Origin of the sequence: Williamsia sp. DF01-3, from assembly GCF_023051145.1 — a bacterium.
In the GTDB taxonomy this organism is placed as follows: Bacteria; Actinomycetota; Actinomycetes; order Mycobacteriales; family Mycobacteriaceae; genus Williamsia.
Genome location: NZ_JALKFS010000005.1, coordinates 2,864,691 through 2,889,137 on the forward strand (window position 1 = coordinate 2,864,691; position 24,447 = coordinate 2,889,137).

Annotated in this window: 23 protein-coding genes and 1 pseudogene; 8 read left to right on the plus strand and 16 right to left on the minus strand. The window is 65.5% G+C overall.

Annotated features, from left to right (window positions below; translation table 11 throughout):
* Positions 1-26: 26 nt before the first annotated feature.
* The gene (locus MVA47_RS15620; RefSeq protein WP_247208589.1) at positions 27-557 is read right to left on the minus strand and encodes an alkyl hydroperoxide reductase; all 531 of its coding nucleotides are present in this window, start codon (positions 555-557) and stop codon (positions 27-29) included.
* Between the two features lie 26 nt (positions 558-583).
* Positions 584-1,171, minus strand: a complete 588-nt coding sequence (locus MVA47_RS15625) for a peroxiredoxin (RefSeq protein ID WP_030163409.1) — start codon at positions 1,169-1,171, stop codon at positions 584-586.
* Positions 1,172-1,307: 136 nt separating this feature from the next.
* Between MVA47_RS15625 and MVA47_RS15630 the strand changes: the two genes are divergently transcribed.
* Positions 1,308-2,240: a hydrogen peroxide-inducible genes activator gene (locus MVA47_RS15630; protein WP_247210828.1), complete on the plus strand. Its 933-nt coding sequence runs from the start codon at positions 1,308-1,310 to the stop codon at positions 2,238-2,240.
* 24 nt (positions 2,241-2,264) lie between these two features.
* Here the strand turns inward: MVA47_RS15630 and MVA47_RS15635 are convergent, their stop codons facing one another.
* The 4 genes from MVA47_RS15635 to MVA47_RS15650 are packed head-to-tail and all read right to left on the minus strand — an operon-like array spanning position 2,265 to position 6,907.
* Positions 2,265-2,720 (minus strand): MarR family winged helix-turn-helix transcriptional regulator, encoded by a 456-nt coding sequence (locus MVA47_RS15635; protein WP_247208590.1) that lies wholly within the window; start codon positions 2,718-2,720, stop codon positions 2,265-2,267.
* A complete protein-coding gene (locus tag MVA47_RS15640) occupies positions 2,717-3,358 on the minus strand; it encodes a DJ-1/PfpI family protein (RefSeq protein WP_247208591.1) in 642 nt (213 codons plus the stop codon). The genes MVA47_RS15635 and MVA47_RS15640 overlap by 4 nt, the downstream gene beginning before the upstream one ends.
* Positions 3,359-3,397: 39 nt before the next feature.
* Positions 3,398-5,902, minus strand: coding sequence for a DEAD/DEAH box helicase (locus MVA47_RS15645; RefSeq protein ID WP_374474209.1), 2,505 nt, complete (start codon positions 5,900-5,902; stop codon positions 3,398-3,400).
* 27 nt (positions 5,903-5,929) lie between these two features.
* Positions 5,930-6,907: a proteasome assembly chaperone family protein gene (locus MVA47_RS15650; protein ID WP_247208592.1), complete on the minus strand. Its 978-nt coding sequence runs from the start codon at positions 6,905-6,907 to the stop codon at positions 5,930-5,932.
* 258 nt (positions 6,908-7,165) lie between these two features.
* Between MVA47_RS15650 and MVA47_RS15655 the strand changes: the two genes are divergently transcribed.
* Together MVA47_RS15655 and MVA47_RS15660 are read left to right on the plus strand one after the other, a co-directional pair.
* Positions 7,166-8,254: an S-(hydroxymethyl)mycothiol dehydrogenase gene (locus tag MVA47_RS15655; RefSeq protein ID WP_062798541.1), complete on the plus strand. Its 1,089-nt coding sequence runs from the start codon at positions 7,166-7,168 to the stop codon at positions 8,252-8,254.
* Entirely contained in the window at positions 8,251-8,877 is a 627-nt protein-coding gene (locus MVA47_RS15660) for an MBL fold metallo-hydrolase (protein WP_023959653.1), read from the plus strand. The genes MVA47_RS15655 and MVA47_RS15660 overlap by 4 nt, the downstream gene beginning before the upstream one ends.
* A 12-nt stretch (positions 8,878-8,889) precedes the next feature.
* Here the strand turns inward: MVA47_RS15660 and MVA47_RS15665 are convergent, their stop codons facing one another.
* The 4 genes and pseudogenes from MVA47_RS15665 to MVA47_RS27290 form a co-directional block, all read right to left on the minus strand.
* Complete coding sequence (locus MVA47_RS15665) at positions 8,890-9,366, minus strand: hypothetical protein (RefSeq protein ID WP_247208593.1); 477 nt, start codon at positions 9,364-9,366, stop codon at positions 8,890-8,892.
* A 22-nt stretch (positions 9,367-9,388) separates the two neighbouring features.
* Positions 9,389-10,663: a hypothetical protein gene (locus tag MVA47_RS15670; protein WP_247208594.1), complete on the minus strand. Its 1,275-nt coding sequence runs from the start codon at positions 10,661-10,663 to the stop codon at positions 9,389-9,391.
* Positions 10,664-10,665: 2 nt separating this feature from the next.
* Positions 10,666-11,169, minus strand: coding sequence for a GYF domain-containing protein (locus MVA47_RS27285; protein WP_374474408.1), 504 nt, complete (start codon positions 11,167-11,169; stop codon positions 10,666-10,668).
* Positions 11,170-11,813, minus strand: a pseudogene (locus MVA47_RS27290) (SPFH domain-containing protein); the annotation flags it as partial.
* Positions 11,814-11,981: 168 nt separating this feature from the next.
* Here MVA47_RS27290 and MVA47_RS15685 point away from each other — a divergent pair.
* Positions 11,982-12,683, plus strand: a complete 702-nt coding sequence (locus tag MVA47_RS15685; RefSeq protein WP_247208596.1) for a hypothetical protein — start codon at positions 11,982-11,984, stop codon at positions 12,681-12,683.
* 96 nt (positions 12,684-12,779) lie between these two features.
* Entirely contained in the window at positions 12,780-14,078 is a 1,299-nt protein-coding gene (locus tag MVA47_RS15690; RefSeq protein ID WP_247208597.1) for a DUF4192 domain-containing protein, read from the plus strand.
* A 9-nt stretch (positions 14,079-14,087) separates the two neighbouring features.
* Here MVA47_RS15690 and galE read toward each other — a convergent pair whose 3' ends face one another.
* A complete protein-coding gene (gene galE / locus MVA47_RS15695) occupies positions 14,088-15,083 on the minus strand; it encodes a UDP-glucose 4-epimerase GalE (protein WP_247208598.1) in 996 nt (331 codons plus the stop codon).
* A 10-nt stretch (positions 15,084-15,093) separates the two neighbouring features.
* Complete coding sequence (locus tag MVA47_RS15700; protein ID WP_247210832.1) at positions 15,094-15,777, minus strand: metal-dependent transcriptional regulator; 684 nt, start codon at positions 15,775-15,777, stop codon at positions 15,094-15,096.
* Positions 15,778-15,929: 152 nt separating this feature from the next.
* On the opposite strand from MVA47_RS15700, the gene MVA47_RS15705 reads away from it, so the two are divergent.
* Complete coding sequence (locus MVA47_RS15705) at positions 15,930-17,210, plus strand: acetoin utilization protein AcuC (RefSeq protein WP_247208599.1); 1,281 nt, start codon at positions 15,930-15,932, stop codon at positions 17,208-17,210.
* Positions 17,116-19,884, plus strand: a complete 2,769-nt coding sequence (locus tag MVA47_RS15710) for a GNAT family N-acetyltransferase (RefSeq protein ID WP_374474211.1) — start codon at positions 17,116-17,118, stop codon at positions 19,882-19,884. The genes MVA47_RS15705 and MVA47_RS15710 overlap by 95 nt, the downstream gene beginning before the upstream one ends.
* Before the next feature lie 78 nt (positions 19,885-19,962).
* Here MVA47_RS15710 and MVA47_RS15715 read toward each other — a convergent pair whose 3' ends face one another.
* From MVA47_RS15715 to MVA47_RS15725, 3 genes are all read right to left on the minus strand, one after another.
* The gene (locus tag MVA47_RS15715; RefSeq protein ID WP_247208601.1) at positions 19,963-20,931 is read right to left on the minus strand and encodes a sigma-70 family RNA polymerase sigma factor; all 969 of its coding nucleotides are present in this window, start codon (positions 20,929-20,931) and stop codon (positions 19,963-19,965) included.
* 160 nt (positions 20,932-21,091) lie between these two features.
* Positions 21,092-22,594: a methyltransferase gene (locus tag MVA47_RS15720; protein WP_247208602.1), complete on the minus strand. Its 1,503-nt coding sequence runs from the start codon at positions 22,592-22,594 to the stop codon at positions 21,092-21,094.
* Positions 22,591-22,971, minus strand: a complete 381-nt coding sequence (locus MVA47_RS15725; protein WP_051406576.1) for a DUF3099 domain-containing protein — start codon at positions 22,969-22,971, stop codon at positions 22,591-22,593. The genes MVA47_RS15720 and MVA47_RS15725 overlap by 4 nt, the downstream gene beginning before the upstream one ends.
* Before the next feature lie 68 nt (positions 22,972-23,039).
* On the opposite strand from MVA47_RS15725, the gene MVA47_RS15730 reads away from it, so the two are divergent.
* Positions 23,040-23,273, plus strand: coding sequence for a DUF3039 domain-containing protein (locus MVA47_RS15730; protein ID WP_062797911.1), 234 nt, complete (start codon positions 23,040-23,042; stop codon positions 23,271-23,273).
* Here the strand turns inward: MVA47_RS15730 and MVA47_RS15735 are convergent, their stop codons facing one another.
* Positions 23,274-24,419: a YihY/virulence factor BrkB family protein gene (locus MVA47_RS15735; RefSeq protein ID WP_247208603.1), complete on the minus strand. Its 1,146-nt coding sequence runs from the start codon at positions 24,417-24,419 to the stop codon at positions 23,274-23,276.
* Between the last annotated feature and the right edge of the window lie 28 nt (positions 24,420-24,447).

A 24,447-nucleotide genomic window follows, 5' to 3' on the forward strand; every position in this document is an offset into this window, starting at 1 on the left:
GAACGGGTGGGTTCTGTGTGTTGGGTCTATCCGACGAGTGCGTCGGCCGTGCTCAGTGCGGCTGCCACGCCGGCGACGATGGAAGCCACCTTGAGTGCCTCGAGAATGGCCTCGCGGTCGATGCCGGCCTCGCGCAGGGTGTTCTCGTGAGCGGCCACACAGTGACCGCACCCGTTGATGGACGACACCGCGAACGACCACAGCTCGAAATTGGCCTTGTCGACGCCGGGATTGCCGATGATGTTCATCCGCAGCCCGGGTCGCAGGTCGTCGTACTTGCCGTCGAGGAAGCCCCGGCCCCGGTAGAACACGTTGTTCATGCCCATGATCGACGCGGCGCCCAGTGCGGCGTTGTACGCCTCTGCCGAAAGTGTGTCGGCTGCTTCGTCGGCGATCTCCTTGAGCACCACCGCGTTCTTGGTCGCGGCTGCGGTGGACAGGAGGGTGCCCCACAATTGCTCGTCTTTGAGAACCGTTGTGCGAGCGATCGACCCGAGATTGAGCTTGAGGTCTTTCGCATACTCGGGCAGCGCGTTCTTCAGGTTGTCGATACTCATGTCTCACCCAATCCTTGTTGCGAGCGTCAGACGCTTGCGGTCAGCAGCTCACCAGCGTTGATGGTCGGATCACCCTTCTTCCAGTTGCAGGCGCACAACTCGTCGGACTGAAGTGCGTCCAGCACCCGCAGGACCTCGTCGACGTTGCGGCCGACGGAACCGGCCGTCACCGAGACGAACTGGATTTCGTTGTTCGGGTCCACGATGAACGTCGCACGATCGGCGACACCGTCGGCGTTGAGCACGCCGGCTGCCGATGCGAGTTCCCGCTTGAGGTCCGAAAGCATCGGGAAGGGAAGCGTTTTCAGATCTTCGTGCTGCGCACGCCACTGGAAGTGCACGAACTCGTTGTCGACGGACGCTCCGAGGACCTGGGCGTCGCGGTCTGCGAACTCGTCGTTCAACTTGCCGAAGGCGGCGATCTCCGTGGGGCACACGAACGTGAAGTCCTTGGGCCAGAAGAACACGATGCGCCACTTGCCCGGGTGGTCGTCGCTGCTGATGGTGGTGAAGTAGTCATCGGGCTGCTGGGCGTCGACCTTCGAGAGGTCGCCACCGATCACGGCCGTCAGGTTGTAGGAAGGAAATTGGTCGCCGATGGTCAGCAAAGCCATGGTGCTCCTTGGTATTCGACTAGAGATGCGAGATTTTCAGATCTTCGATGTGTGCGGACGCGTCAGTACGCACTGAACCATCGTGCCCAAGTACGGGCGAAAAGGAAACGTGATGAGTAGCACTAAGGTGATAGGTATGGCCGATCAAAGTTATCAACCGACCATCGCCGGACTCAAGGCCTTTGCAGCCGTCGCCGAGAAACGCCATTTCGGCTCTGCGGCAACCAGTCTCGGTATCAGTCAGCCGTCGCTCTCCCAAGCACTCGCGGCCCTGGAGGCCGGACTGGGGGTCAAACTGGTCGAGAGGTCGACCCGGCGTGTCTTCTTGACGAACGAGGGAAATGCCTTGCTGCCCAAGGCCATGTTCGCCATCGACGCCGTTGACTCGTTCACCCACGCCGCTGCGGGAGTCACCCAGCCGATGACAGGTACTCTCCGACTGGGTCTGATCCCGACTGTCGCGCCGTATGTCTTGCCGACTGTGTTGCGCGGACTGAGTGAACATGTTCCTGCTCTGACGGTGAGAGTGGTCGAAGACCGGACGGGCCCGTTGCTCGAAGCTCTGCGCCACAATTCGATCGACGCGGCGATGATCGCGTTGCCGTCCGACGTGCCGGGGATGACGGAGATCCCGATGTACGACGAGGATTTTGTCCTCGCCCTGCCGGCGGGCCATCCACTCGCCGGTGCACGTGAGGTCAATCCGGCTGCGCTGGCTGATCTTCCGCTGTTGTTGTTGGACGAAGGGCACTGCCTGCGCGAACAGGCACTGGAGGTCTGCCGCCTCGCGGGGGTGCGTCCGGATATGGGCCCCACACGGGCGGCGTCGCTGGCCACGGCTGTGCAGTGCGTAGAAGGTGGGTTGGGGGTCACGTTGATACCCGCGACGGCCGAACGCACCGAAACTGCCCGGGGTTCACTGGCAACGGCACGGTTCGACTCGCCCTGCCCGGGGCGTCGCATCGGTCTGGTGTGGCGCGTGACAAGCGGACGAGAAGCCGAATATCGCACGCTTGCAACACTGATTGCCGACCTGGTCACCGCGTCCGGTGCTGCGCGCCCCGTGTAGTTGCTGCGTGCCGTTCGAGTCCGGTCAGTTCGGCGACTTCGCCGCCTCCAGCGACTCCAGCGCGGCGGACAGGTCCCGCAGACCGGCAAGCGCGGCCTCCCAGCGTTCGACACCCAAGTGGCCACACAACTGCGCGGCGAGAGCTGCATGCCCCGGGTTGATCCGACGCACGGCATCGCGCCCGGCACCGGTGGCCTCCACAAGCTTGGCCCGCCGGTGGGCCGGGTTGTCGTGGTAGGCGACGAGGCCTTGTGCGGCAAGCACATCAGCGGTGCGTTGCACACTTTGTCTTGTGATACCCATCGTGCGTGCGATGTCGGAGACCGTCAACGGTTCACCGAGGATGGCGCCGAGCACCTGCCAACGGGTCGCGGTCAGCCCGGCAGGCTCGGCCAATTGTTCTGCCAAGGCCATGAACTGGCCGTTGAGCCGAAAGGTGGTGAGGGCCGAATCGCTCAGCAGGTCCTGAGGATCTGTCATGCCTGAAGGGCCATCAGGTCGTGATAGCCGGCGGGGTCGCCGCTGTAGAGCCGGAACCAGGCCGCAAGGACCTCGGGGGTATAGAGGTCGAGCTCGGCGAAGATCTCGCGGGCGAACGCCACCGGCTGCATGGCGGCGGCGGTGATGAGGTGGCCGGGCGTGCTGGTGTCGGTGACCGCTGGTTCGTCGACGTAGTTCACCGCACCCGAGTATCCGGTCCACGACAACGCCTCGGCGGCATTGCTGGTGTGACGACGACCGTCGAGCAACCCGGCTCGGGCCAGTCCGACGGTCGCGCCGCAGATCGCGGCGACGGGAACGCCGGCTGACAGGAAGGCGGCCGCGGCGTTTGTGAAGTCGCCGAGGTCGCCGGTCATCCACGCGCCCGCTCCGGGGAGGATCAGCACTGCACTGTCATCGGGATCCAGGTCACCGATCGCTAGGTCGGGCACGATGCGCACGCCGCCCGCGGTGGTCACCACGTCGGTGGTGGGTCCGACCGTACGAATCCGGTAGTGACCGGGTCTCTTCTGATGCTCCGGGTCGTTGATGTGCGCGACGGCGTGACCGGCTTCCCAGTCGGCGAGTGTGTTGTAGACGGCGAGGTGGACGACGGAGGTCACGCGATCTGAGGACATGACAACATACTGTCAATATGACAGCATGCTGTCAATAGATCATCCGGCCTGGATGTGCAGGTCGAGCAACTCGGGTTCGTCCTCGGCGGTGTCGGGCTTGCTGTACCTGGCAACGATCGACCATCCGTGGTCACCGTCGGGGTCGTCGAGGACCTGGCGGGCAACCCACTCGTCACCGTCGGCCTCCGCCGAGAACAAGGCCGGGCTCCTGGCTGCCGGCCCCGCGCCCGGAGCGCCGTACTCGTCGAAGAATTCAGCGGTCTCGTCGAACCAGTCGAGATCGGGGTAGGCGGCATGCAGTGCGGTCCAATTCCGGTTGGCCAACAGGTTGACGAACCGGAACATGTTGTTGCGCAATTCGACTCGGGTAGCTCGAGTGTTCGGCGCCCGGCCCGGTGGCGTCACGGACGCCAGCGGGTCGGCGATCGCCTGGTCGGGGTGTGTCAGCTGCTCCCATTCGTCCAGCAGGCTCGAGTCCACCCGGCGAACCAGCTCGCCCAGCCATTCGATCACGTCGTCGAGTTCGTCTGTCCGTGCCGAATTGGGAACACTCTGCCGCAGGGTGCGATAAGCGTCCGTCAGATACCGCAGCACCACGCCCTCGCTGCGGGCCAGTGCATAACGCGAGATGAGGTCGCCCCAGTCCATCCCTTGTTCGATCATGTCGCGGAGTATCGACTTGGGGCGTGGGGGAGTGTCGATCACCCACGGGTGACCCTGCTGATAAGTGCCGAACGCCTCGAAGATGAAGTCGCGCAGCGGTCGTGGCCACGTCACCTCTGTGAGGAGTTCCATCCGCTCCTCGTACTCGACCCCGTCGGCCTTCATCTGCGCGATGGCCGCGTCCCTTGCGACCTTCTGTTGGCCCATCAGCACCGGACGCGGATCTTCCAATGTAGCCTCGACAATCGAGATCAGGTCGAGGGTGTAGGTTTCGGAGTCGGTGTCCAGCAGCTCGAATGCCGCCAGGGAGAAGGGCGACAACGGGTTGTTCAGGGCAAAATTGTTCGGCAGGTCGACAGCCAGCACGGCGTAGCGGCCCAGGTCGTCGGGTTCATCGAGTCGCAGGACCACGCCGCTGTTGACCAGGGACCGATACAGCGACAACGCCCGAAGGATGTGCCAGCGCTGACGGGCCCGGGTCTCGTGATTGTCCTCGAGCAGGTGACGCATGGCCGTGAAGCAGTTGCCCGGGCGAGCAATCACTTCCAGCAACATGGACGTACTGACACCGAACCGGGATCGCAGGGGTTCGGGCGGAGCGTCGATGAGCTTGTCGAATGTCGCCTCACCCCAGGAGACGAATCCCTCCGGCGCCTTCTTGCGCTGAATCTTCTTGAGCTTCTTCGGATCGTCACCGGCCTTGGCAACCAGCCGGGCGTTCTCGACGTCGTGATCGGGCGCTTGGGCGACCACGAAACCGCGGACGTCGTACCCGGCCCGGCCCGCCCTTCCGGCGATCTGATGGAACTCGCGGGCACGCAGATGGCGCTGACGCACGCCGTCGTACTTGGTCAGCCCGGTCAGCAGGACGGTGCGGATCGGCACGTTGATGCCGACACCCAGGGTGTCCGTCCCGCACACAACGCGCAGAAGCCCTTGCTGGGCAAGGCGTTCGACAAGGCGTCGATAGCGCGGCAACATGCCGGCATGATGCACCCCGATTCCTGCGCGGACCGTCTTCGACAGGGTTTTGCCGAAGCCCGTGCTGAAACGGAAATCGCCGATCTCCGCTGCGATCGCATCGCGTTCGGACCGGCTGCAGATGTTGGCGCTGAGCAGCGACTGTGCGCGTTCCATCGCGGAGACCTGGGTGAAGTGCACCACGTAGACCGGCGCCCGGTCTTTGGCGATCAGATCCTCGATGGTCTCGTGCACGGGCCGGGTGGAGTACGAATATTCCAGCGGCACCGGGCGAGTGGTGCCGGTGATGTCGGCGGTGTCACGTCCGGTACGACGCCGTAGATCTTCGATGAAGAAGTCGACATTGCCCAGTGTCGCCGACATCAGGACGAATTGGCTCTGCGTCAGCTCGATCAGGGGGACCTGCCACGCCCAGCCACGGTCGGGCTCGGAGTAGTAGTGGAACTCGTCCATCACCACGATGCCGATGGAGGCATCAGCGCCTTCCCGCAGGGCGATGTTCGCCAGCACCTCGGCCGTGGCGCAGATGATGGGGGCGCCGGCGTTGACCGAGGCATCCCCGGTCAGCATGCCCACGTTCTCGGCGCCGAACTGGGCGCAGAGGTCGAAGAACTTCTCGCTGACCAGCGCTTTGATCGGCGCCGTGTAGAAGGCGCGACGGCCCTGTGCGGCAGCGAAATAGAGTCCGCCGCTGGCGATGAGCGACTTACCGGAGCCGGTGGGAGTGGAGACGATCACGTTCGACCCGGCGGCGAGCTCGAGGAGCGCCTCGTCCTGGTGGGGGTACACCTCGATCCCGCGCGCAGCCCACCAGTCGACGAACGCGGTGTACAGGCCATCGGGCTCCGCGTCCCCGGGATTCGGGAAGGCGAGCGGCTGAGCCTCTGCGGACTGTGTCACCAATGCAGGTTAGGCCACCGTCGGCGGTCAGCCGGCAGTGCCGTCGCCCGCCTGGCCCGGATCATCGTCTGAGTTGCGGTCGCTGCCGGCATCCCCGGTCTGGGTGGCGAGGAACCGTTCCAGTTCGGCCCCGAGCTCGTCGCCGGTGGGCAGATCGCCCTCGGCGGCCAACAGAGATGTCTTCTCCTGTTGCGCCTGGTTGAAGGTGTCGTACTGCGTTTCGAGCGCAGCGACCACAGACTCGACCTCCTGGTTGCCCGACACCTCGGCGTCGACCTGGCTGCGGACCTTCTCCGCGGCGTTGGCCAGTGCGGCCGTCGGCAGATCCAGTCCGGTGATCTCGCCGAGCGACTCGAGCAACTTGTGCGACGCGGCGGGGTATTCCGCCTGCGAAAGATAGTGCGGCACATGGACGGAGAGTCCGGCAGTGGTCAGACCGTGCTGTCCCAACCGGAGTTCGAGCAGCATCGACGCGCTGGCGGGAACCTTCAATTCCGAGCCCCACCGGGGCAGCGAAGCGATCAGGTCCTTGTCGTTCGCATGCGCGGTGATGGTGGACGGCCGGGTATGCGGAATCCCCATCGGGATGGCGTTGAGACCGATCACGGTGGACACCCCGAACCGATCCGACAAGCCCTGGATGGCAGCGACGAACCGTTCCCAGCGCAGGTCCGGCTCGGCGCCGGAGAGCAGCAGGAACGGTGTGCCGTTGTTGTCGCGCACGGCATGCAGCGTCAGCTCGGGCATCGCCACGTCGGTGAACTGGTCCCCGGTGAACGTCATCAACGGACGGCGCGATCTGTAGTCCATCAGTTCGTCGGTGGAGAATGTCGCCACCAATTCCGATTCCAGACTCTGCCGCAAGTGGTCCGACGCGAGTTTGATCGCGTGGCCCGCGTCGGCGAAACCCTCCAGCGCGTGGACCAATACCGGTCCGTCACCCTCATCGCCGGTTACCTGTGGCGCTGGAAACTCGAGCTCGTAGAGCGTGGACTTGTCGTCCATGGCGAACCTCCTCGCTGCCCAGTCCTGCTGTCGTGTGGATAAGTGTTCTCCATTGTCGCCCATGATCGGCCGTTCGAACCAATCCCTGGCCGAGAGTCAGCCCTGACCACGGGCTCGATGGCGACTAGTGTTCTCAACGGGGTTCGAACGGTGTCAATTCCCCAGCGAGTTCGCCGTGAGCGAAACCAAGCAAACATTAGGGTGAAGACGTGGCGGTCAGACCGCCGACAAACACGGTCAGTGCAGCGAAAGGCAATCATGGCAGAGCAGGTGCGTGGTGTGGTCTCGGCAGGAAAAGGGGCCCCGACCACGATCGAGACGATCACGATCCCCGATCCAGGCCCCCGCGACGTGGTGGTACGCATCCTTGCCTGCGGCGTGTGCCACACCGACCTCGCCTACCGCGAGGGCGGCATCAACGACGACTACCCGTTCCTGCTGGGACACGAGGCCTCCGGCATCGTGGAGACCATCGGTGATCAGGTCACCCATGTCGAACCCGGCGATTTTGTCGTACTGAACTGGCGCGCCGTATGCGGTGTGTGCCGAGCCTGCAAGCGTGGTCGCCCCTGGTACTGCTTCGACACGTTCAACGCGAGCAAACCGATGACCCTGCAAGACGGCACCGAGCTGACCCCCGCACTCGGTATCGGCGCGTTCGCGGACAAGACGCTCGTTCACGAAGGACAGTGCACCAAGGTCGCCCCCGATGCCGATCCGGCCGTGGTCGGATTGCTGGGTTGCGGTGTCATGGCCGGCATCGGAGCCGCGATGAACACCGGTGGCGTCGGCCGCGGCGACAGCGTCGCGGTGATCGGATGCGGTGGAGTAGGCGATGCCGCCATCGCGGGCGCCAGGCTTGCCGGCGCGACCAAGATCATCGCGGTCGACCGCGATGCCCGCAAACTGGAGTGGGCGACCTCTCTCGGCGCCACCCACACCATCGATGGTTCTGTGACCGACGATGTCGTCACCGCCATCCAGGACATCACCGACGGCAACGGTGCCGACGTGGTCATCGATGCGGTCGGCCGTCCCGAGACGTACAAGACCGCGTTCTACGCGCGCGATCTGGCAGGTGTCGTCGTGCTCGTCGGGGTGCCGACGCCGGAGATGACCCTGGAGATGCCACTGGTCGACTTCTTCTCTCGCGGCGGGGCCCTCAAGTCGTCCTGGTACGGCGATTGTCTGCCCGAGCGTGACTTCCCGATGCTTGTCGACCTGTACCAGCAGGGCAGGTTGCCACTCGAGCTGTTCGTCACCGAGCGCGTCGGACTGGACGACGTGGAAGCCGCGTTCAGCAAGATGGAGGCCGGCGAGGTCCTGCGTTCGGTGGTGATCCTGTGACCGTTCGCGTCGACCACGTCGTCACCTCGGGCACGTTCAGTCTCGACGGCGGTACGTGGGATGTCGACAACAACATCTGGCTCGTCGGTGACGATTCCGAGGTCGTCATCATCGACGCCGCACATTCGTCGGCGCCGATCATCGAGGCGGTCGCCGGACGTACGGTCAAGGCCGTGCTGCTCACCCATGGCCACAACGACCACATCACGGTGGCCCCCGAGTTGTCGCGCACGCTCGATGCCCCGATGAAGATGCACCCCGGTGACCGGATGCTGTGGGACCAGACGCACGCCGATGTCGCTCCGGAGGAACTGGCCGATGGTCAGAAGATCAGTGTCGCGGGCACCGACCTCGTCGTGATCAACACCCCGGGTCACTCGCCTGGTTCGTCGTGCATCTACGCACCAGAACTCGGTGTGCTGTTCAGCGGCGACACTCTCTTCTCGGGCGGACCCGGCGCAACCGGTCGCTCGTTCTCGGACTTCCCGACGATCATCGAGTCGATTCGGACCAAGATCTTCACGTTGGATCCAGGGACGAAAGTGCACACCGGACACGGTGACTCCACCGCGGTGGGTACCGAGTCGCCACACCTCGAAGAATGGATCAAACGCGGGAGCTGACCTCGCGGGAGGTCAAGCATCCAGTGCCGGCGGCGAGCTGATCCTGGTGATCAGCTCGTCGACCCGATCGTGCTGCACTGTTGCCCCACCGGACAATGCGGCCGCCACGTTCTCCAACTCGGTGACCGCGGAGTCGGCGTGAGCAAGCGCGGTTTCCCGCAGTCGTGGGGGCGTTTTGGACACCGCTATCAGCCAATTGTCGAGATCTGTTGCGGCCAGCTCGATTCGGACCCTGGCGTCGATACGTTCGCCGTCGTACTCGAGCTTCGGGTCGGCGCGGAGGAGGGCCAGCGCGTCGCGAATGCGCCGGTGCAGCCGCGCTTCCGGGTCGTGCGAACCTGCCCATGCCGCAGGCGCATTGGTGGGCTGGCCGGGGATGATCTCGTTCGAGCGCACCGCGCTGTCTCGGATCCGGCGGGTCATGAGGAAGACACCCACCGCGGCGGCAACGCATGCGACGAGGACAACGACCACGATCGCGGTGGTCATGACGGCATCTCGGCGGATGCGGTCATCGCAGTGCCGCCCACGTGGCGACCACTGCGATGATGACGATCAGGGCCGCGAGCACGGCGAACGCGATCTTCACCTTGCTCCACGGACGTTGGCCCTGCACCTCGCCGGTCACCCCGTTGATGAAGACCTGGAACGGATTACCTGCATAGACCACGGTGAGCAGCCAGATCGGCAGCAGGACGTGCTTGAACGTGAGGGCGTTGTACCTGGTGTCCTTGCTGTTGATCCGCTGGTGGTCACCGCCGATGTCGCGACGGATCGCGTGGTCGATCCCGGCGTCGATCCGCGCCTGGGCCACCGGAAAACACTGGTCCGCGTCGTGATCGTAGGTCCGGCACAAATGGCCTGCGACGAACTCGGGTGTGTACGGCGTTGCCTGAGCCGTCGGCCAGGGCTCGAGTTCATGCACCTTGTCGGTGTCGAATCCCGTGTTCGCCAGAACCGCCACGTCGTCGAAGTCGACCCCCACGACACCGGAACGGTGACTCCACCGCGTGCGGGTCTCGGTGCGGCGATTGTCGCCGCTGCCGACCGTCACCGTGTAGTTGTCGCCGCGCATTCCGGTGTACGACGTCGTGGTGTCGGCGTCGTAGGTGAAGTAGGCGGCGTACACGCTGCTGAACGCGCCCACCTCGCGGTACTTCTTGAACTCGGTGGGGGCGAACCAGCGACTGTTGATCCACTTCTCGATCACCTCGCGGCCCTGCTTGTCGTCGACCTGGAACGGCAGGATGCCGTCGACAGGAAGTCGCGTGGGGGCGTCGTGGATGTCGTCGCGCTGGATTGGCGTGGCACAGTATGGACACCGGGTGGCGGTCAGGGTGCCGCTGAAGGTTGTTCTGCCGCCACAACTCTGGCAGACGATCTCGCGCTCGCTCACCGTCTGACCCGACGAGTTCTCGGCGATCAGCCCGCGCAGCTGGGTCATCGTGGAGGCCAGGTCGTGTTCGACCACCCGCCGGTTCGGATCCAGCACGATCTGGTGGGAACGACCGCAACTCGGGCACAGCAATTGCTGTGACGCCGGGTCGAACACCAACTGTGCCCCGCAGGTGTCGCACGGATAGGTACGCGTCCGCTCGGTGACCTGGAACTGGGCTCGCTCGGGGTCGGATGGTCCGGGTACCGGTTGCTGGGGCGCGGCCGGTCGCGGGTCACGCGTCGGCAATGGTGGCGGGTCGAAGGACGGCGGCGCGGCGTAGCCCGAAGGCGAGGCGTCCGGCTGAGCATGACCAGGCAGCGGCGGCGGTCCGAAGTCGTCGTCGTTCATGGCTACACCGATGGTGTGGTGGTCGGGATGGGTGGCGGGGTCGCGAACAGGCCGGCAAGAGCGGGAACGGTCGCCGCCTGCGCCCATCCGGGCATGCCCTGGGTCCACACCAGAGTCGCCCCGGTGAACTGCCCCGACGCGACCGCACCCTGCAGCTGGGCGACGGTGTAGGGACCCGCCGGCTGACCGCCGTTGTCGATGTGGAACGTGACGGCCCCGGGCAACGGTGGAGGCCCCTGTGGCGCAGCCACATTCGCCTGCTGCGCCTGCCCGCCGAACTGGCCGGCCATCTGGCTGCCCAACGCCACGCCCATCCCGGCCGACATCATGTCGCCCATTGCACCCCCACCGGGGTTCTGGGCTGCGGCGAGCATGGCGTCGGCGGCTCTGCCCTGCTGATAGCGGCCCAGGTCGCCGACGTTGTTCAAGAAGCCGCCCTCCTCGACGCCGCGGGCGACACCACGCGTCATCGCCGAGGTGATCTCGTCGGGCAGCGAGATGTTCATCGTGATCGAGTCGATCGACAGCCCGAACTCGTCGTCGACGCGTTCGGCGACGAAGTCCCGGAGTTTTTCCGACAACTCGACCTGGCGCCCCTGGAGGTCGATCACGCCGAGACGGGTTTCCATGATCATGTCCGAGAACGCCAGTGTGATGACACGCCTCAACAGCTCGGAGATCTCCTCCACGTCCACCTCGCTGTCGGTGCCGATCACCTCGCGAAGAAAGATGTCAGGTTCAGCCACCCGAACGACACACAAACCGTTGGCCCGCACCTGGACCATGGTGAAATCCGGGTCGCGCACGGTGACCGGATTGGCGGTACCCCAGCGAAGGTCGGTGACCGGCCGGGTGTTGATGAAGTACACCTCGGACCGGAAGGGGCTGTTGAACCCGTGCTTCCAGCCCTGCAGGGTGCTCAGGAGGGGAGATTCTCGGTGGTGAGCTGGTAGTGGCCCGGACCGAACCGATCGGCGAGCTGCCCGCGGTAGACGAAAACAGCCTGCTGACCTTCACGGACGATGAGCTCGGCGCCGTTCTTGATCTCGTTGTGGTAGCGAGGAAACCGCCAGGCCAACGTGGAGCGCGAATCATCGATCCATTCGATGATGTCGACGAGTTCACCCTTGATCTTGCCGATGATCCCCATAACCGTTGTTCTCCTCGCGGCGTCGCCTGATCGCTGTCTTCGGTGATGTTCGCGCAGCAGTCGCCCCGGCGGCTGTCACTAGTGGGCAGTCTAATCGTGTCGCGCGCCCCGATGGCCTGCTCGCGGTGGCACAGTGGGTCCGGTGAGTTGGGTGTCGGGGTGAGCCGGGTGACAGGTTTTCGAGCGGGGCGACGGGGGTTGTCCTTGCTGGCGATGGTCGCTGTCATCGCGGTTGCCGGGTGCACGTCCGCGGTCGACGGTGAGCCGACGGCAGCATCGACGGGATCGGCGGAGCCGCAGAGTTCGAGTTCGAGCGTCGACCTCGCGTCTCGGTCCGTCACCGCTGCAGACTTTCCGGCCGGCTACTCGCCGACAGAGGTGACCGGAGACCAGTTGGGCGCCGTGCTCGCCGATACGGCGGGAGTTCCCACCGGCGGCGGTGTGAACCCACCGAACTGCGCCCCCAGACCGTTGCCCAGTGGCGGTGGGCAAGCAGTGGCGTGGGTGGCAACCGGCGCAGGGCCCAATGCGGGAACCCTCAGCGCGGTGTCGGTTCTGGTGAACTCGCCGCTGGCCGACCTGCAGACCCAGATCCAGAACTGCCCGTCGTACACAACCGACGCATTCGGTGCGACCGCCACCGTGACCACCACGATCCTGCCTCCTTCGCCCGCGGAATCCGACGAGTCGATGGCGTTCCGCCGGGTCACGGTCTCGGGCGCGATGACTCAGACGATGACCGCGCTGGTGGCCCAGAACGACGGGGTACGCGTATACGTCACCTCCCTCGTCGCAGGTCCGAGGCCCGGATCGGATGGGTTGGCACTCGACGACTTGTACACCAAGGCGGTCTCTCGCTCGCGTGGATGAGTCGGCCGCTGTGGACAACCCGGGAACGGTGGACAACCCGGCCGAATCGGTCCTCGCGCCATCACCTTTGTTGTCGGGTGCCCCGAACATCGGTGCATGACATCTGACAGCTACGCGACATCGGTATCCGGCCCGGGAGCATTGATCACCGCCATCCCAGCCCTCCTCGGCTTCATCCCGGAGCGTTCTCTGGTCCTCATCACCCTCGACGGCGAGGATGGCGAGATAGGCACCACCATGCGACACGATCTTGTGCTCGATGACAGGGGTCGTCCGACCTCGGAGATGCTCGCGCTCATCGAGCACCTCGCGCACGTGTGCGAGTCGTATGACGCACAGCTTGTGATGGGGGTCGTGATCGACGGCGCCCATCCGGCCGACAGCCCCCACTATCGGCGCCTGTTCGCGATCATCGATCGGCATCTGGCCGCGGTCGGCGGACTGTACGGCGGTTTCGTGACGCCTGCCATCACAGCAGGCTCTCACTGGATGACGATGTGGGACAACAGGTCCGACGTACAACAGGGGAGCGGCCCGGTCACGGGTGTGGTGGGTGACCCGACGATCAGCCCGGTGGCCATCGCACGCGCCGTCAAGAACGGCAGGCGAGTACTGATGACCCGCGACGAGATGGTGAACAGTTTGTCAGCCCTTCCGCACTGTGCGGATCCGGCCTGTGACGCCCACGCCGTAGCCGCCGACGATGACAGGGCGTACTGGCGGATCCACGACGAACGCGCGGAGAGTGCTCTGTTCGGCTCAGAGGAGGGCGACGAGCTGGACGCACAGGAGTGTGGTCGAGTGGACGACACCGCGCACTGGGTGAACCGGGTCCCGCAGTCGCTGGACCAGACGACAGTTGCTCCGTCGACACTGCGACGGTGGGCCGAGTCGGCGGGGCCGCAGCGAATTGCGTTGCCGACCTTGGTTGATGGCCTTCGCCGCCTCCAGGAGAGGCTCGACCTCGAGAGCGCCCTGGACGTGCTCGAGGACGGTCGTGAGCTGACGTGTGCCGATCTCCGGTTCTTCGACAAGGCCCTTCGGGAGTTCTACGTGCGCGACTCACTGCTGGCGCTGGCGGTCACCGACCGATGGATGGACGCCGAGCGGGCGTGGACGCAGGCTGCTCGTCGGCTCCGCGGTCGCGGACAGGCATCTGCGGCTACATTGCTCGGATTCATCTACTACGTACACGGCAACGGCGCTATGGCAGGCACCGCGTTCGACGTCGCGTTGCGCGCCTGCCCGGACTACTCGATGGCGGTGTTGTACAGCGATGCCCTCGTGCGGGGGATCCCACCCCACAGGATCAGCGAATGCGCCGAATCAGGATTCATCGTCGCGCGGTCACTGGGCGTGACACTTCCGGAACCCGTGATGCGGCCGGCAGCCTGAGAACGGACGTCAACGAGCGGCGGCGGCGGCCGCCGAGTGCGCCCGATCACCGAGGGCCCGTGTGAACTCCCAGGCGTCGCGGACGATGACCGGCAGATCTGTCTTCTCCGGATACCACCCGAGGTCGGCGATGGCCTTGTCGCTCGAGGCGATCAGGACGGCGGGGTCGCCGGCGCGACGCGGCGCATCGACGACGGGGATGTCGAGACCGGTCACCTCTGCACACGCCGAGATGACCTGCCGCACAGAGAATCCCGTCCCACTGCCCAGGTTGTAGATCGCGTGACGTCCGGCGATCGCCGATTCGAGCGCCAGCACATGTGCCTGCGCCAGGTCGTACACGTGGATGTAGTCGCGTATCGCCGTGCCGTCATCGGTGTGGTAGTCGGTACCGAAGACCTTGATGTGGTCCCGGTGCCCGAGGGCGACCTGGAGGATCAGCGGGATCAGATGAGTCTCGACCTGACGATTCTCGCCGGCGCCGGCATGTGCGCCCGCAACGTTGAAGTACCGCAAGCTCATCGCGGCAAGCCCGTGGGCCGCCGCGTAGGACGTGATGGCGTGGTCGATGGCCAGTTTTGTTGCGCCGTAAGGGTTCGTCGGTCGCGTCGGTGAGGACTCGAGAATCGGCACCGACTCAGGTTCGCCGTAGGTGGCCGCGGTGGAGGAGAACACCAGTCGCGGGGTCCCCGATTTCCGAACCGCCTCGAGGAGGGCCAACGACTCGACCACGTTGCCGTACCAGTACTTTTCGGGTGACTCGACCGATTCACCCACCAACGACTGCGCCGCGAAGTGGAGTACGCCGTCGAATGAGTCGGAGCCGAGTACTCGCGGCGCGACCTCACTCACGTCGCCCTGAATGAACGCGGCGTGGTCGGGCAGGGCGTCGACGTTGCCGGTGGAGAGATTGTCGATGATGGTGACGTCGTGGCCGTGCTCGATCAGCACCCGAGCGCAGACGCTACCCACATAACCGGCTCCGCCGGTGACCAGGAGCTTCATCGCGGTTCGGTCAGACCTTCTCGACCTGTAGCGAGTGGGCCATCTCCTCGGACAGTGTCAGACCTTCGTGTCCCGGGGTGATGATGACGATCGCGCCGGGCTTCACCGACACGGTCACGCGTGCGTTGGGCACCACACCGGCCTCACGGAGCTGACTGATCAACTCGATGTCCGACTGAGCGTGCTCGGACAACCGCCGGACGATCACGGCGACCGGTTCGCCCTGCGGGAGTTCGGAGATGCGTGTCATCGGTCCGGGAGGTGCGGTGTTCTCATAGCCCAGCAAGTCCAGGCCCGGGATCGGGTTCCCGTACGGCGAGGTGGTCGGGTGGTCGAGGACCTCCAGCAAACGGCGCTCGACGTTCTCGCTCATCACGTGTTCCCAGCGGCATGCCTCGGCGTGCACGTCTTCCCACGGCATGCCGATCACGTCGACCAGCAGCCGCTCGGCGAGCCGGTGCTTGCGCATCACCGACACGGCAAGGCTGCGGCCTTTGTCGGTCAGCTCGAGGTGGCGGTCGCCCGCAACCATCACCAGTCCGTCACGTTCCATCCGTGCGACGGTTTGTGACACCGTCGGGCCGCTCTGTTCCAGTCGCTCGGCGATACGAGCCCGCAGCGGAACGATGCCTTCTTCCTCGAGGTCGTAAATCGTCCGGAGATACATCTCGGTGGTGTCGATCAGTTCGTTCACGATCCCCATCCCTTTCGTCCTCTAGTAAGGTTACCTGTACGAGTGGGTTGTAGCTGTAGCGCGGGGCGACGGGTGGGATATGCCTGTGCCCTCGTCCGGGTGAACCAGGCCGACAGGGCCCCTCTGCGCATCAGTCGAACTAGGCTCGCAGCATGAACAATGCTGGCGACCGAACCGGTGCCGCGCCGGCCGCGGTGATCTGGAGCGACGACTTCCTCGGATACCGATGGACGGCGGCGCATCCGATGAACCCGGTGCGGCTGGCCCTGACGATGTCTCTGTCGCGGTCGCTCGGGGTGCTCGACGGTGTCGAGACCACGCCGCCGATGAACGTCGACGACCGGCTGCTGCAGACCGTGCACACCTCCGCCTACCTCGACGCGGTGCGCAGCGCCTCCGCGGTCGACGACTATGTCGGCGGCGCAACACATTTGCTGGAGAGACTGTTCGGGCTGGGTAGCACGGACAACCCGATCTTCGAGGGAATGCACGGTGCCGCCAGCGTTCTCGTCGGTGGCACCATGGCGGCCGCCGCGGCGATCGCGTCCGGCTCGGTACGTCGAGCGGTGAACATCGGTGGGGGCATGCACCACGCGATGCCCGGTCACGCGGCGGGTTTCTGCATCTACAACGACTGCGCTGTCGCCATCAGGTGGCTGCTCGAGCAGGGGTATGACCGCATCGCCTACATCGACATCGACGCGCATCACGGCGACGGCGTGCAAAAGGTCTTCGCCGCCGACCCCCGCGTTCTGACGGTGTCGTTGCACCAGCACCCGGCGACGCTCTGGCCGGGCAGCGGGTGGCCGGAAGAGGTGGGGGAGCAGGACGGCAGGGGCACCGCGGTCAACATCGCGCTGATGCCCGAGACCACGGACAAGCTGTGGCTGCGCGCCTTTCACGCCATCGTGCCCGGGATGCTCGAGAGCTTCCGTCCACAGATCATCGTCAGCCAGTGCGGAGTGGACAGTCACCGGCGCGATCCGCTGACCGACCTGTCGCTGACGATTGATGGTCAGCGCGCCGCGGTCCTGGCGATGCGTGACCTCGCCGACACCTACGCCGAAGGGCGTTGGCTGGCGGTCGGCGGTGGGGGGTACGGCATCGTGGACGTGGTTCCGCGCAGCTGGACCCACCTCATCGCGGCGGTCACCGGACACGACATCGATCCGGTGACCACCATCGATGAAAGCTGGTGCCGCGCAGCGACAGAGGAGGCACAAGCGCTCGATGAAACGCTGCGCGGAGATCCCGTGAACAGCATGACCGACGGCGGCGACATCGACTACCTCCCGTGGGACGGTGATGGTGGTGGACCGCTGATGGCGGGTGTCACCGATGCCGCCCAAACCAGAACAGACGCCACCATCATGGCCACCCGCCGAGCGGTGTACCCGCTGTGCGGACTCGATCCGGAGGACCCCCGTGACTGACACCGTGCCACCCGATCAGCGGGGCCCCCACGACTACCCGCGTCACTGGATCGCCGATGTTCTCGCGAGCGACGGCGGCGTGGTCCATCTGCGCCCGATCGTGCCCGAGGACGCCGACCGTCTCGTCCGCTTCCATTCACGGCTGTCCGAGCGCACGCGGTACCTGCGCTACTTCGGGCCGTTCCCGCAGATCCCGCCCCGTGAACTCGCGCGGATGACCACCGTGGACCACTACAGCCGCGTCGCGTTCGTCGGCATGCTCGGCGGCGAGATCATCGCCATTGGCATCTACGAGAGCCTGGCCGGCGACGGCAAACCCGGGACGGCAGAGGTCGCGTTCGTGGTGGCCGACGAGCACCAGGGAAGGGGACTGGGCCCGATCCTGCTCGAACACCTCGCCGGTGCCGCCGCGGAATGCGGATTCGAGAAGTTCGAAGCCGAGGTGCTGGCCGAGAACCCCAACATGGTGGCGGTGTTCCGGGACGCGGGATATCAGCTGCGACGTAGCTTCGACGGCAGCACCATCCACGTTGAATTCACCATCGACCCGACCGAAGCCCTGCTGTCGGTGCGCAACGCGCGCGAGCGCGGATCAGAGGCCCGAAGTGTGGCAAATCTGTTGCGGCCGACGTCGGTTGCGGTCATCGGCGCTTCCGTGGACAGACTGAAGGTCGGCAATGCGGTGTTGGCGAACGTGATCGCCGCGGGGTTCACCGGGCCCGTGTATCCGGTCAATTCCGAGCACCGGGCGGTGCGCGGCATCCGGGCCTATCCGACGGTGCGCGACATCCCGGATCCTGTGGACCTGGCCATCGTCGCGGTTCCGGCCGACGCGGTCGAGGACGTCCTCGACGACTGTCTGTCCAAAGGTGTCAAGACGATGCTCGTGCTGTCCTCCGGATTCAGCGAGACCAGCGATTCCGGGCTCGAATCCGAGCGCCGTCTGGTCGAGTCCGTCCGTGAGCACGGTATGCGATTGGTGGGGCCCAACGCGCTCGGTGTGGCGAACACTGATCCGGCTGTCGGCCTCAATGCCACACTGGCGCCGTTGGTTCCAGGGCGAGGTGCGGTCGGCTTCTTCTGCCAGTCGGGCGCCCTCGGCATCGCGATCCTGGACGCCGCCGCCCGACGGCAACTGGGTCTGTCGACGTTTGTGTCGGCAGGCAACCGCGCCGACGTGTCCGGTAACGACCTGCTGCAGTACTGGGACAGCGATCCGGACACCGAGGTGGTGCTGCTCTATCTGGAGAGCTTCGGTAACCCCAGGAAGTTCACCCGCCTCGCCCGGCGGGTGGCAAGCGGCAAACCGGTTGTCGCGGTCAAGTCCGGCCGCGGTGCCGTGCCACCCGCGATGGCCGCCGCCGACCATTCGCTTGACGACGAGAGCACCAGGGCCATCCTCGCCCAGTCCGGCGTCATCCAGGTGGGCACCATATCGGCATTGTTCGACTGCGCGACGGTCTTTGCGTACCAACCCCTTCCGCGTGGCCCCCGGGTCAGCATCGTCGGTAACTCGACGGCGCTGGGCGTGCTGGCACAGGAAGCCGGCAGCCACTTCGGCCTTGAAGCGGTTCAGCGGGTCGATCTCGGACCCGGTGCCTCCCCGGAAGAGTTCGAGGACGCCGTTCGGACGGCAGCCGCGGATGACGGGGTGGATGCGTTGATAGCCGTGTTCGTCCCACCGGTGGCGGTGAGCGTGGACCGGTACGCCCAGGCGTTGATGACCGGGATGGCCGACTCTGACAAACCAGTGGTGACCACGTTCCTCGCGGTGGAAGGCATCCCGCAGAACCTCACCGTCCTCGGACCACACGGAACACCCGCACGCGGATCGATCCCGTCCTATCCAGGGCCCGAGCGGGCCGCCGAAGCACTCGGATATTCGTGGCGATACTCGCAGTGGCGGTCGCGGCCACCGTCCCAGGTCCGCCGGCCCGCCGACGTGGACCCCGACACTGCTCGCCGTCTCGTCCGGGAGGCCGTCGACGCACAGGGCGGGGATGTCACCGAGCTCGACGACGCGGCAACCGCCGAGGTGCTCGCCTGCTACGGCATCCACATCGTTCCCTTCCGGGAGATCAACAGCGTCGAGGAGAGCGTCGCGGCTGCGGACGAGCTCGGGTATCCCGTTGCCGTCAAAGCATTCTCGGAAGAATGGCGCGGCCGGGCCGACCGCGAGGGTGTCCGCCTGGACCTACCCGACCAGCATGCAGTGCGCCTCGCGGTGGTGGAACTGGGTGAGGTGACGGGCGAATCCCGTCTGCACGTCCAACAGATGGCACCCAAGGGCATCAGCACGGTCATCAGGGTGCGCGACGACCCGTCGTTCGGGTCGCTCATGTCGTTCGGATTGGCCGGCGTGACAAGTGATCTGCTGGGAGACAGGGCGTATCGGGCCTTACCCCTCACCGAGAGCGACGCCGCCGACCTGATCGAGGCGCCGCGGTCGGCACCACTGCTGTCGGGCTATGGCGGTTCGGAGCCGGTGGACAAGGATGCGCTGATCGACCTGGTCACCCGGATCTCGGCGCTGGTCGACGACATCCCCGAGGCACGCGAGGTGGTGTGCGACCCGATCCATGCCACGCCGGGTGGGGTGGCCGTGCTCGCGGCACGCATGCACGTGGGGCCCGTTCCCACCAAACACGATTCAGGTCCCCGCCGTCTGGGGTGATAAGGGATCCATGACGAGAAAAGCCGCCACCGACGAATCGGTGGCGGCTTTCCGCTCGAGTGAAGACGTACGGCGCGATCAGCTCGCGTAGGCGCGAAGCCGATCGGCACGTTCGCCCTGGCGCAGCTTCGACATCACTTCGCGCTCGATCTGGCGAACACGTTCACGCGACAGGCCGAACATCCGCCCGATCTGATCGAGAGTGCGGGGCTGGCCGTCGTCGAGTCCGAAGCGCAGGCGGATGACCTGCTGCTCACGCTCGTCGAGGGTGGAGAGCACGGTGCGCACGTCGGTGTGCAGGAGTCCGGCGATCACGGCATTTTCCGCGGAGGTGGCCTCCGCGTCCTCGATGAAGTCGCCCAGGGGAGCTTCTTCATCGCTGCCGACCGGCATGTCCAGGCTCACCGGGTCGCGGCTGTGGTCGAGCAGATCGGCGATCTTCTCGGCCGGGATGCCCGACTCCGACGACAGCTCCTCGTCGGTGGCCTCACGACCGAGCTGCTGATGGAGTTCGCGTTTGATGCGGGCCAATTTGTTGACCTGCTCCACCAGGTGGACAGGGAGCCTGATCGTGCGGCTCTGGTCGGCCATGCCGCGGGTGATGGCCTGACGGATCCACCAGGTGGCGTAGGTCGAGAACTTGAAGCCCTTGGCGTAGTCGAACTTCTCCATCGCCCGGATCAGGCCCAGGTTGCCTTCCTGGATCAGGTCGAGGAGCGGCATCCCGCGGCCGGTGTAACGCTTGGCCAGCGAGACCACCAGACGGAGGTTGGCTTCGAGCAGATGCGAGCGGGCCGACTCACCTTCGCGGACCAGTTGGGCCAGATCGCGCTTCTTCACCGCGGACAGACGCTTCCGGGTGGCCAGAACATGCTTGGCGTAGAGGCCGACCTCGATCTGCTTCGCAAGTTCGACTTCCTGCTCGGCGTTCAGGAGGGCGGTGCGGCCGATACCGTTCAAATAAACGCGGACCAGGTCCGCGGCCGGGCTCTGTGCATCCAGGTCCTGTTCGGTCATTGCCGGACGGATGGTGGTGGGGCTGGACATGTCGGCCTCCTCGAGTGCGATTGTCTTCACAGAGTTCAACGGCTGAGCCTCACCAGATAGTTCCGCGACGTGTTCCCGCGCAGGATGCGCTGACCTGCGTCTTTGGGAAGGCGGTCTGAGAAGTTACTGAGAGTGAACTGAGCTTTCCCGGCAGGGACCGCTACATCCCCGCAGGGACGACGATTCCGTGACGCACCAGACCCTCGATCATCGCGTGCACATCACCCGGATCCAGAGGGTCCGACCCGGTGGCCATGGCGAGCAGCTCGGCCACCTCATCGAGGCACAGTCCGTCGGGCCGCAGCCCAGCAAGCAGAGACTGGCCGAGTGCATCTATCTCGTGACCCCACCGGGGTCCGTCTCCGCGGTGGATGCGGGTGACGACGTCTTCCCAGCCGTTGTCGCCGGTGAGCGTCGCGACCCGTTCGAGTGCGGCGCCCCCACGCACGCTGAAGCGTTCCTCGCCCAGATCGTGGTCGCGTAACCACGCGATCCGACGCAGATACTCGGCCGCCTCGGGACCCAGTGGGTCGTCGAACGCCTGACTCATCTCTTCGGCCAGCAGGTCGGTGGGCTCATCTGTGCGGCGCAGGAAGACGAAGCCGAAACCGATGCCCCGTACACCGGCATCGTCCAGATGGCTCAGCCATCGGTCCGCCAACTCCGCAGCCGCGGGATCGCGCAGGTCATGCCCGGCGTCGCGCAGCCATGTGCCGACGTAGAGCGCCGGATCGGCGACGTCGCGCTGGACCACCCACGCGTCCACACCGTGGTCCGGGATCCACTGCGCGACCCTCTCGCGCCAGTCGTCGCCGCGGATGGTCCACGATGCCAACATCGACGCAGTGCCGCCCTCGGCAAGGAAGTCCGGTGCTGTTCGGCACATCAACTCGCTGGCCCCGTCGAGGTCGAGGCCGGAGTCGCGGTACGAATGCGTCACGGACGGGAGGCCCACCACAAATGGTGGGTTCGCCACGATGTGGTCGAAACGCGATCCCCCGACCGGTCCGAACCAGGCACCACGCGCCACTGTGACCCGTTCGGGCGCGATGTCGTTGATGGCCACGCCGGCGCGGGTCATCGCCAGCGATCGTCCGGTGATGTCGGTGGCGGTGATGTGGCGAGCGAAGTCGGCGGCGTGGATGGCCTGCACACCGCAGCCCGTCCCGATGTCGAGAAGTGTGCCGACCGGCTCGGTTGCCGTTGCCCTGAGCAGTGACAGCGATGCCTGCCCGACCCCGAGGACATGATCTTCGGTGATGGCGATCCGGCGCATGCTGCCGTCGAGGTCGGAGAACAGCCAGCGCGACCCCGTCCCGAAATCCACGGGCCGGACATCGATCGCGGCTCGTACACCGTGATCGTCGTGATCGAGCATCCCGACGCGCACCGCATCGTCGACCGGCACGGGCTTCAGGGCAGCGGCTACGTCACCCTCCGGGCACGTGTCGCCCAACAACAGCAGCCGAATGAGGACGCCCAGCTCGCCCCCGTCGGCGCAAGCACGCCGTACCGGTACGGGTTCGCCACGACCGAGCGCATCATGTGCGTCGGTTCCCAGTAGGTTCAGGATCCCGTCGGCGGTGTAGTCGGTGCGGAGGAACGCCGAGCGTAGACCGGCCGCAATGGACTCCAGGTCTTCGACGGATCGAGCGGTGCTCACTCGCGTCGTCGGTCGAGCCCGTTGAAGGTCGCCCCGTCGGTGAGCTGCCGGTGATTGTCCGGGCCGTACTTGTACTGGGGCACCTCACCCTTGGCCCGAGGAGGTCGATCATTGGCGATCAGGACCGCCACCCACGGGATGGGAATGGACAGCACGATGATGCCGAGTGCCAGCAGACCGTTCTGTGTGGCGCCATAGACGAGCCCCGCGATGACAAGCGCCGGAACGCGAAACGCCATCAGCGTCAGGTATTTGCGTACTCGAGTACGGTGCTGCTCCTCCAGGGATGTCTGCGCCTGGGTGATCAGATATGTCTCGGTCGCGTGCTCTTTCGGACCCACGGCTCCACTATCCACCTTTCCCGGCCGGACAGCCACCACGCGCGGTGTGACCCCTACGGCACGCCCGTTGGCCGACACCGCCGCAGCGATGCAGAATTGGACCCATGGATACGCAGACCGTCGAACGCCCCGATGTCACCACCGATGAGACCACCGAAGACGACACCCCGAAGTTCTTCCATTACGTGAAGAAAGACAAGATCGTCGAGAGCGCTGTCATGGGCAACATCGTTGTCGCACTGTGCGGCGAAACGTTTCCCGTCACCAAGTCGGCGAAGCCAGGGTCCCCCGTGTGCCCGAAATGCAAGAAGATCTACGCCCGCATGAAAAAGGACTGATCACCGCTCACTGTCGAGGGGACGGTCCGGGCTGCGTCGTGGGGGCGACTGCGGCGGTTCGGTCGCCTCGAGATCCGGTTTGCGGATCGGGCCCGTCGGCAGTCTCTTCGGAACGGTTTTGAGTTGGTCGGTGATGTCGCTGGTCTGCGCCGAGACCCAGTCGCGGACCTGGTCGATCTTGCTCGGGTTGGCGGGCCACGTCTCCTGCACGATGGCGTTGAACTCCGCGCCGATGACGATGGCGAATCCCAGAAAGAACGTGAACAGCAGGAACGCGATAGGTGTCGCCAGCGCCCCGTAGCTGTACCCGGTCTGGGTGATGATCGACAGGTACCAGCGCAGCACCGCGCTGGCGAGCCAGAACACCGCGCCGGCGAGCAACGCACCGCACAGCAGGCGATGCCACGGCAGTGGATTGGCCAGCGCAACCCGGTAGAGCGTGGTCAGTCCGATCAGGAGCAGGACGGCCACCGCCGGGAAGTAGCCGTAGTCGATCAGCTGTGAGCCGGTCTCGCGCCACGCATCGGGTACCACCTCACGCACGTACGTGGGGCCCAGGGCGACCAGTGGCAGCGTGAACACCGACAGGACGAGGAAGCAGACGTAGAGCCAGAGCGCGAACAACCGCTGTGTCACCGCGTGCCGGACGTTGTGTTGACCGTGGGCGACCACGATGGAGTCGACGAAGCTGGACATCGCCGAGGACCCGGCCCACAGCGACAGCAGGAAGCCGAGCGAGATGACCTCTGCACGACCGCTGACGAGGACGTTGTCGACGGTGGGGGTGATGATCTCGTCGACCACGTTCTGGCTGAACGTACGGTCCGCGAAGCCGATGATCCGGTCGGAGATGATCTGTTCGGTGTTCGGGCCGAACCAGCCGGCGATGTAGCCGAGACTGCCGAGAATGCCCAGAAGCAGTGGAGGCAAGGACAACGTCTGCCAGAACGCGGCCTGCGCGGACATGGCAAAAATCGAGTCGTCCCACGATTTCGTGATCGTGCGCCAGAGCAGTCGGGGAATCGTTCTGAGGACCGGCGGCCGCGACGTCGGGGCGTCGAGCGGATCTGCGTGAGCGCCGCGCGCCGGCTTCTTCGGGGCGGGTTCGGATTCGGGATCGGTTGGAGGAGCGATGGTGTCCAGCATTGCCGAAGTTCGGATGCGATGCGTGATG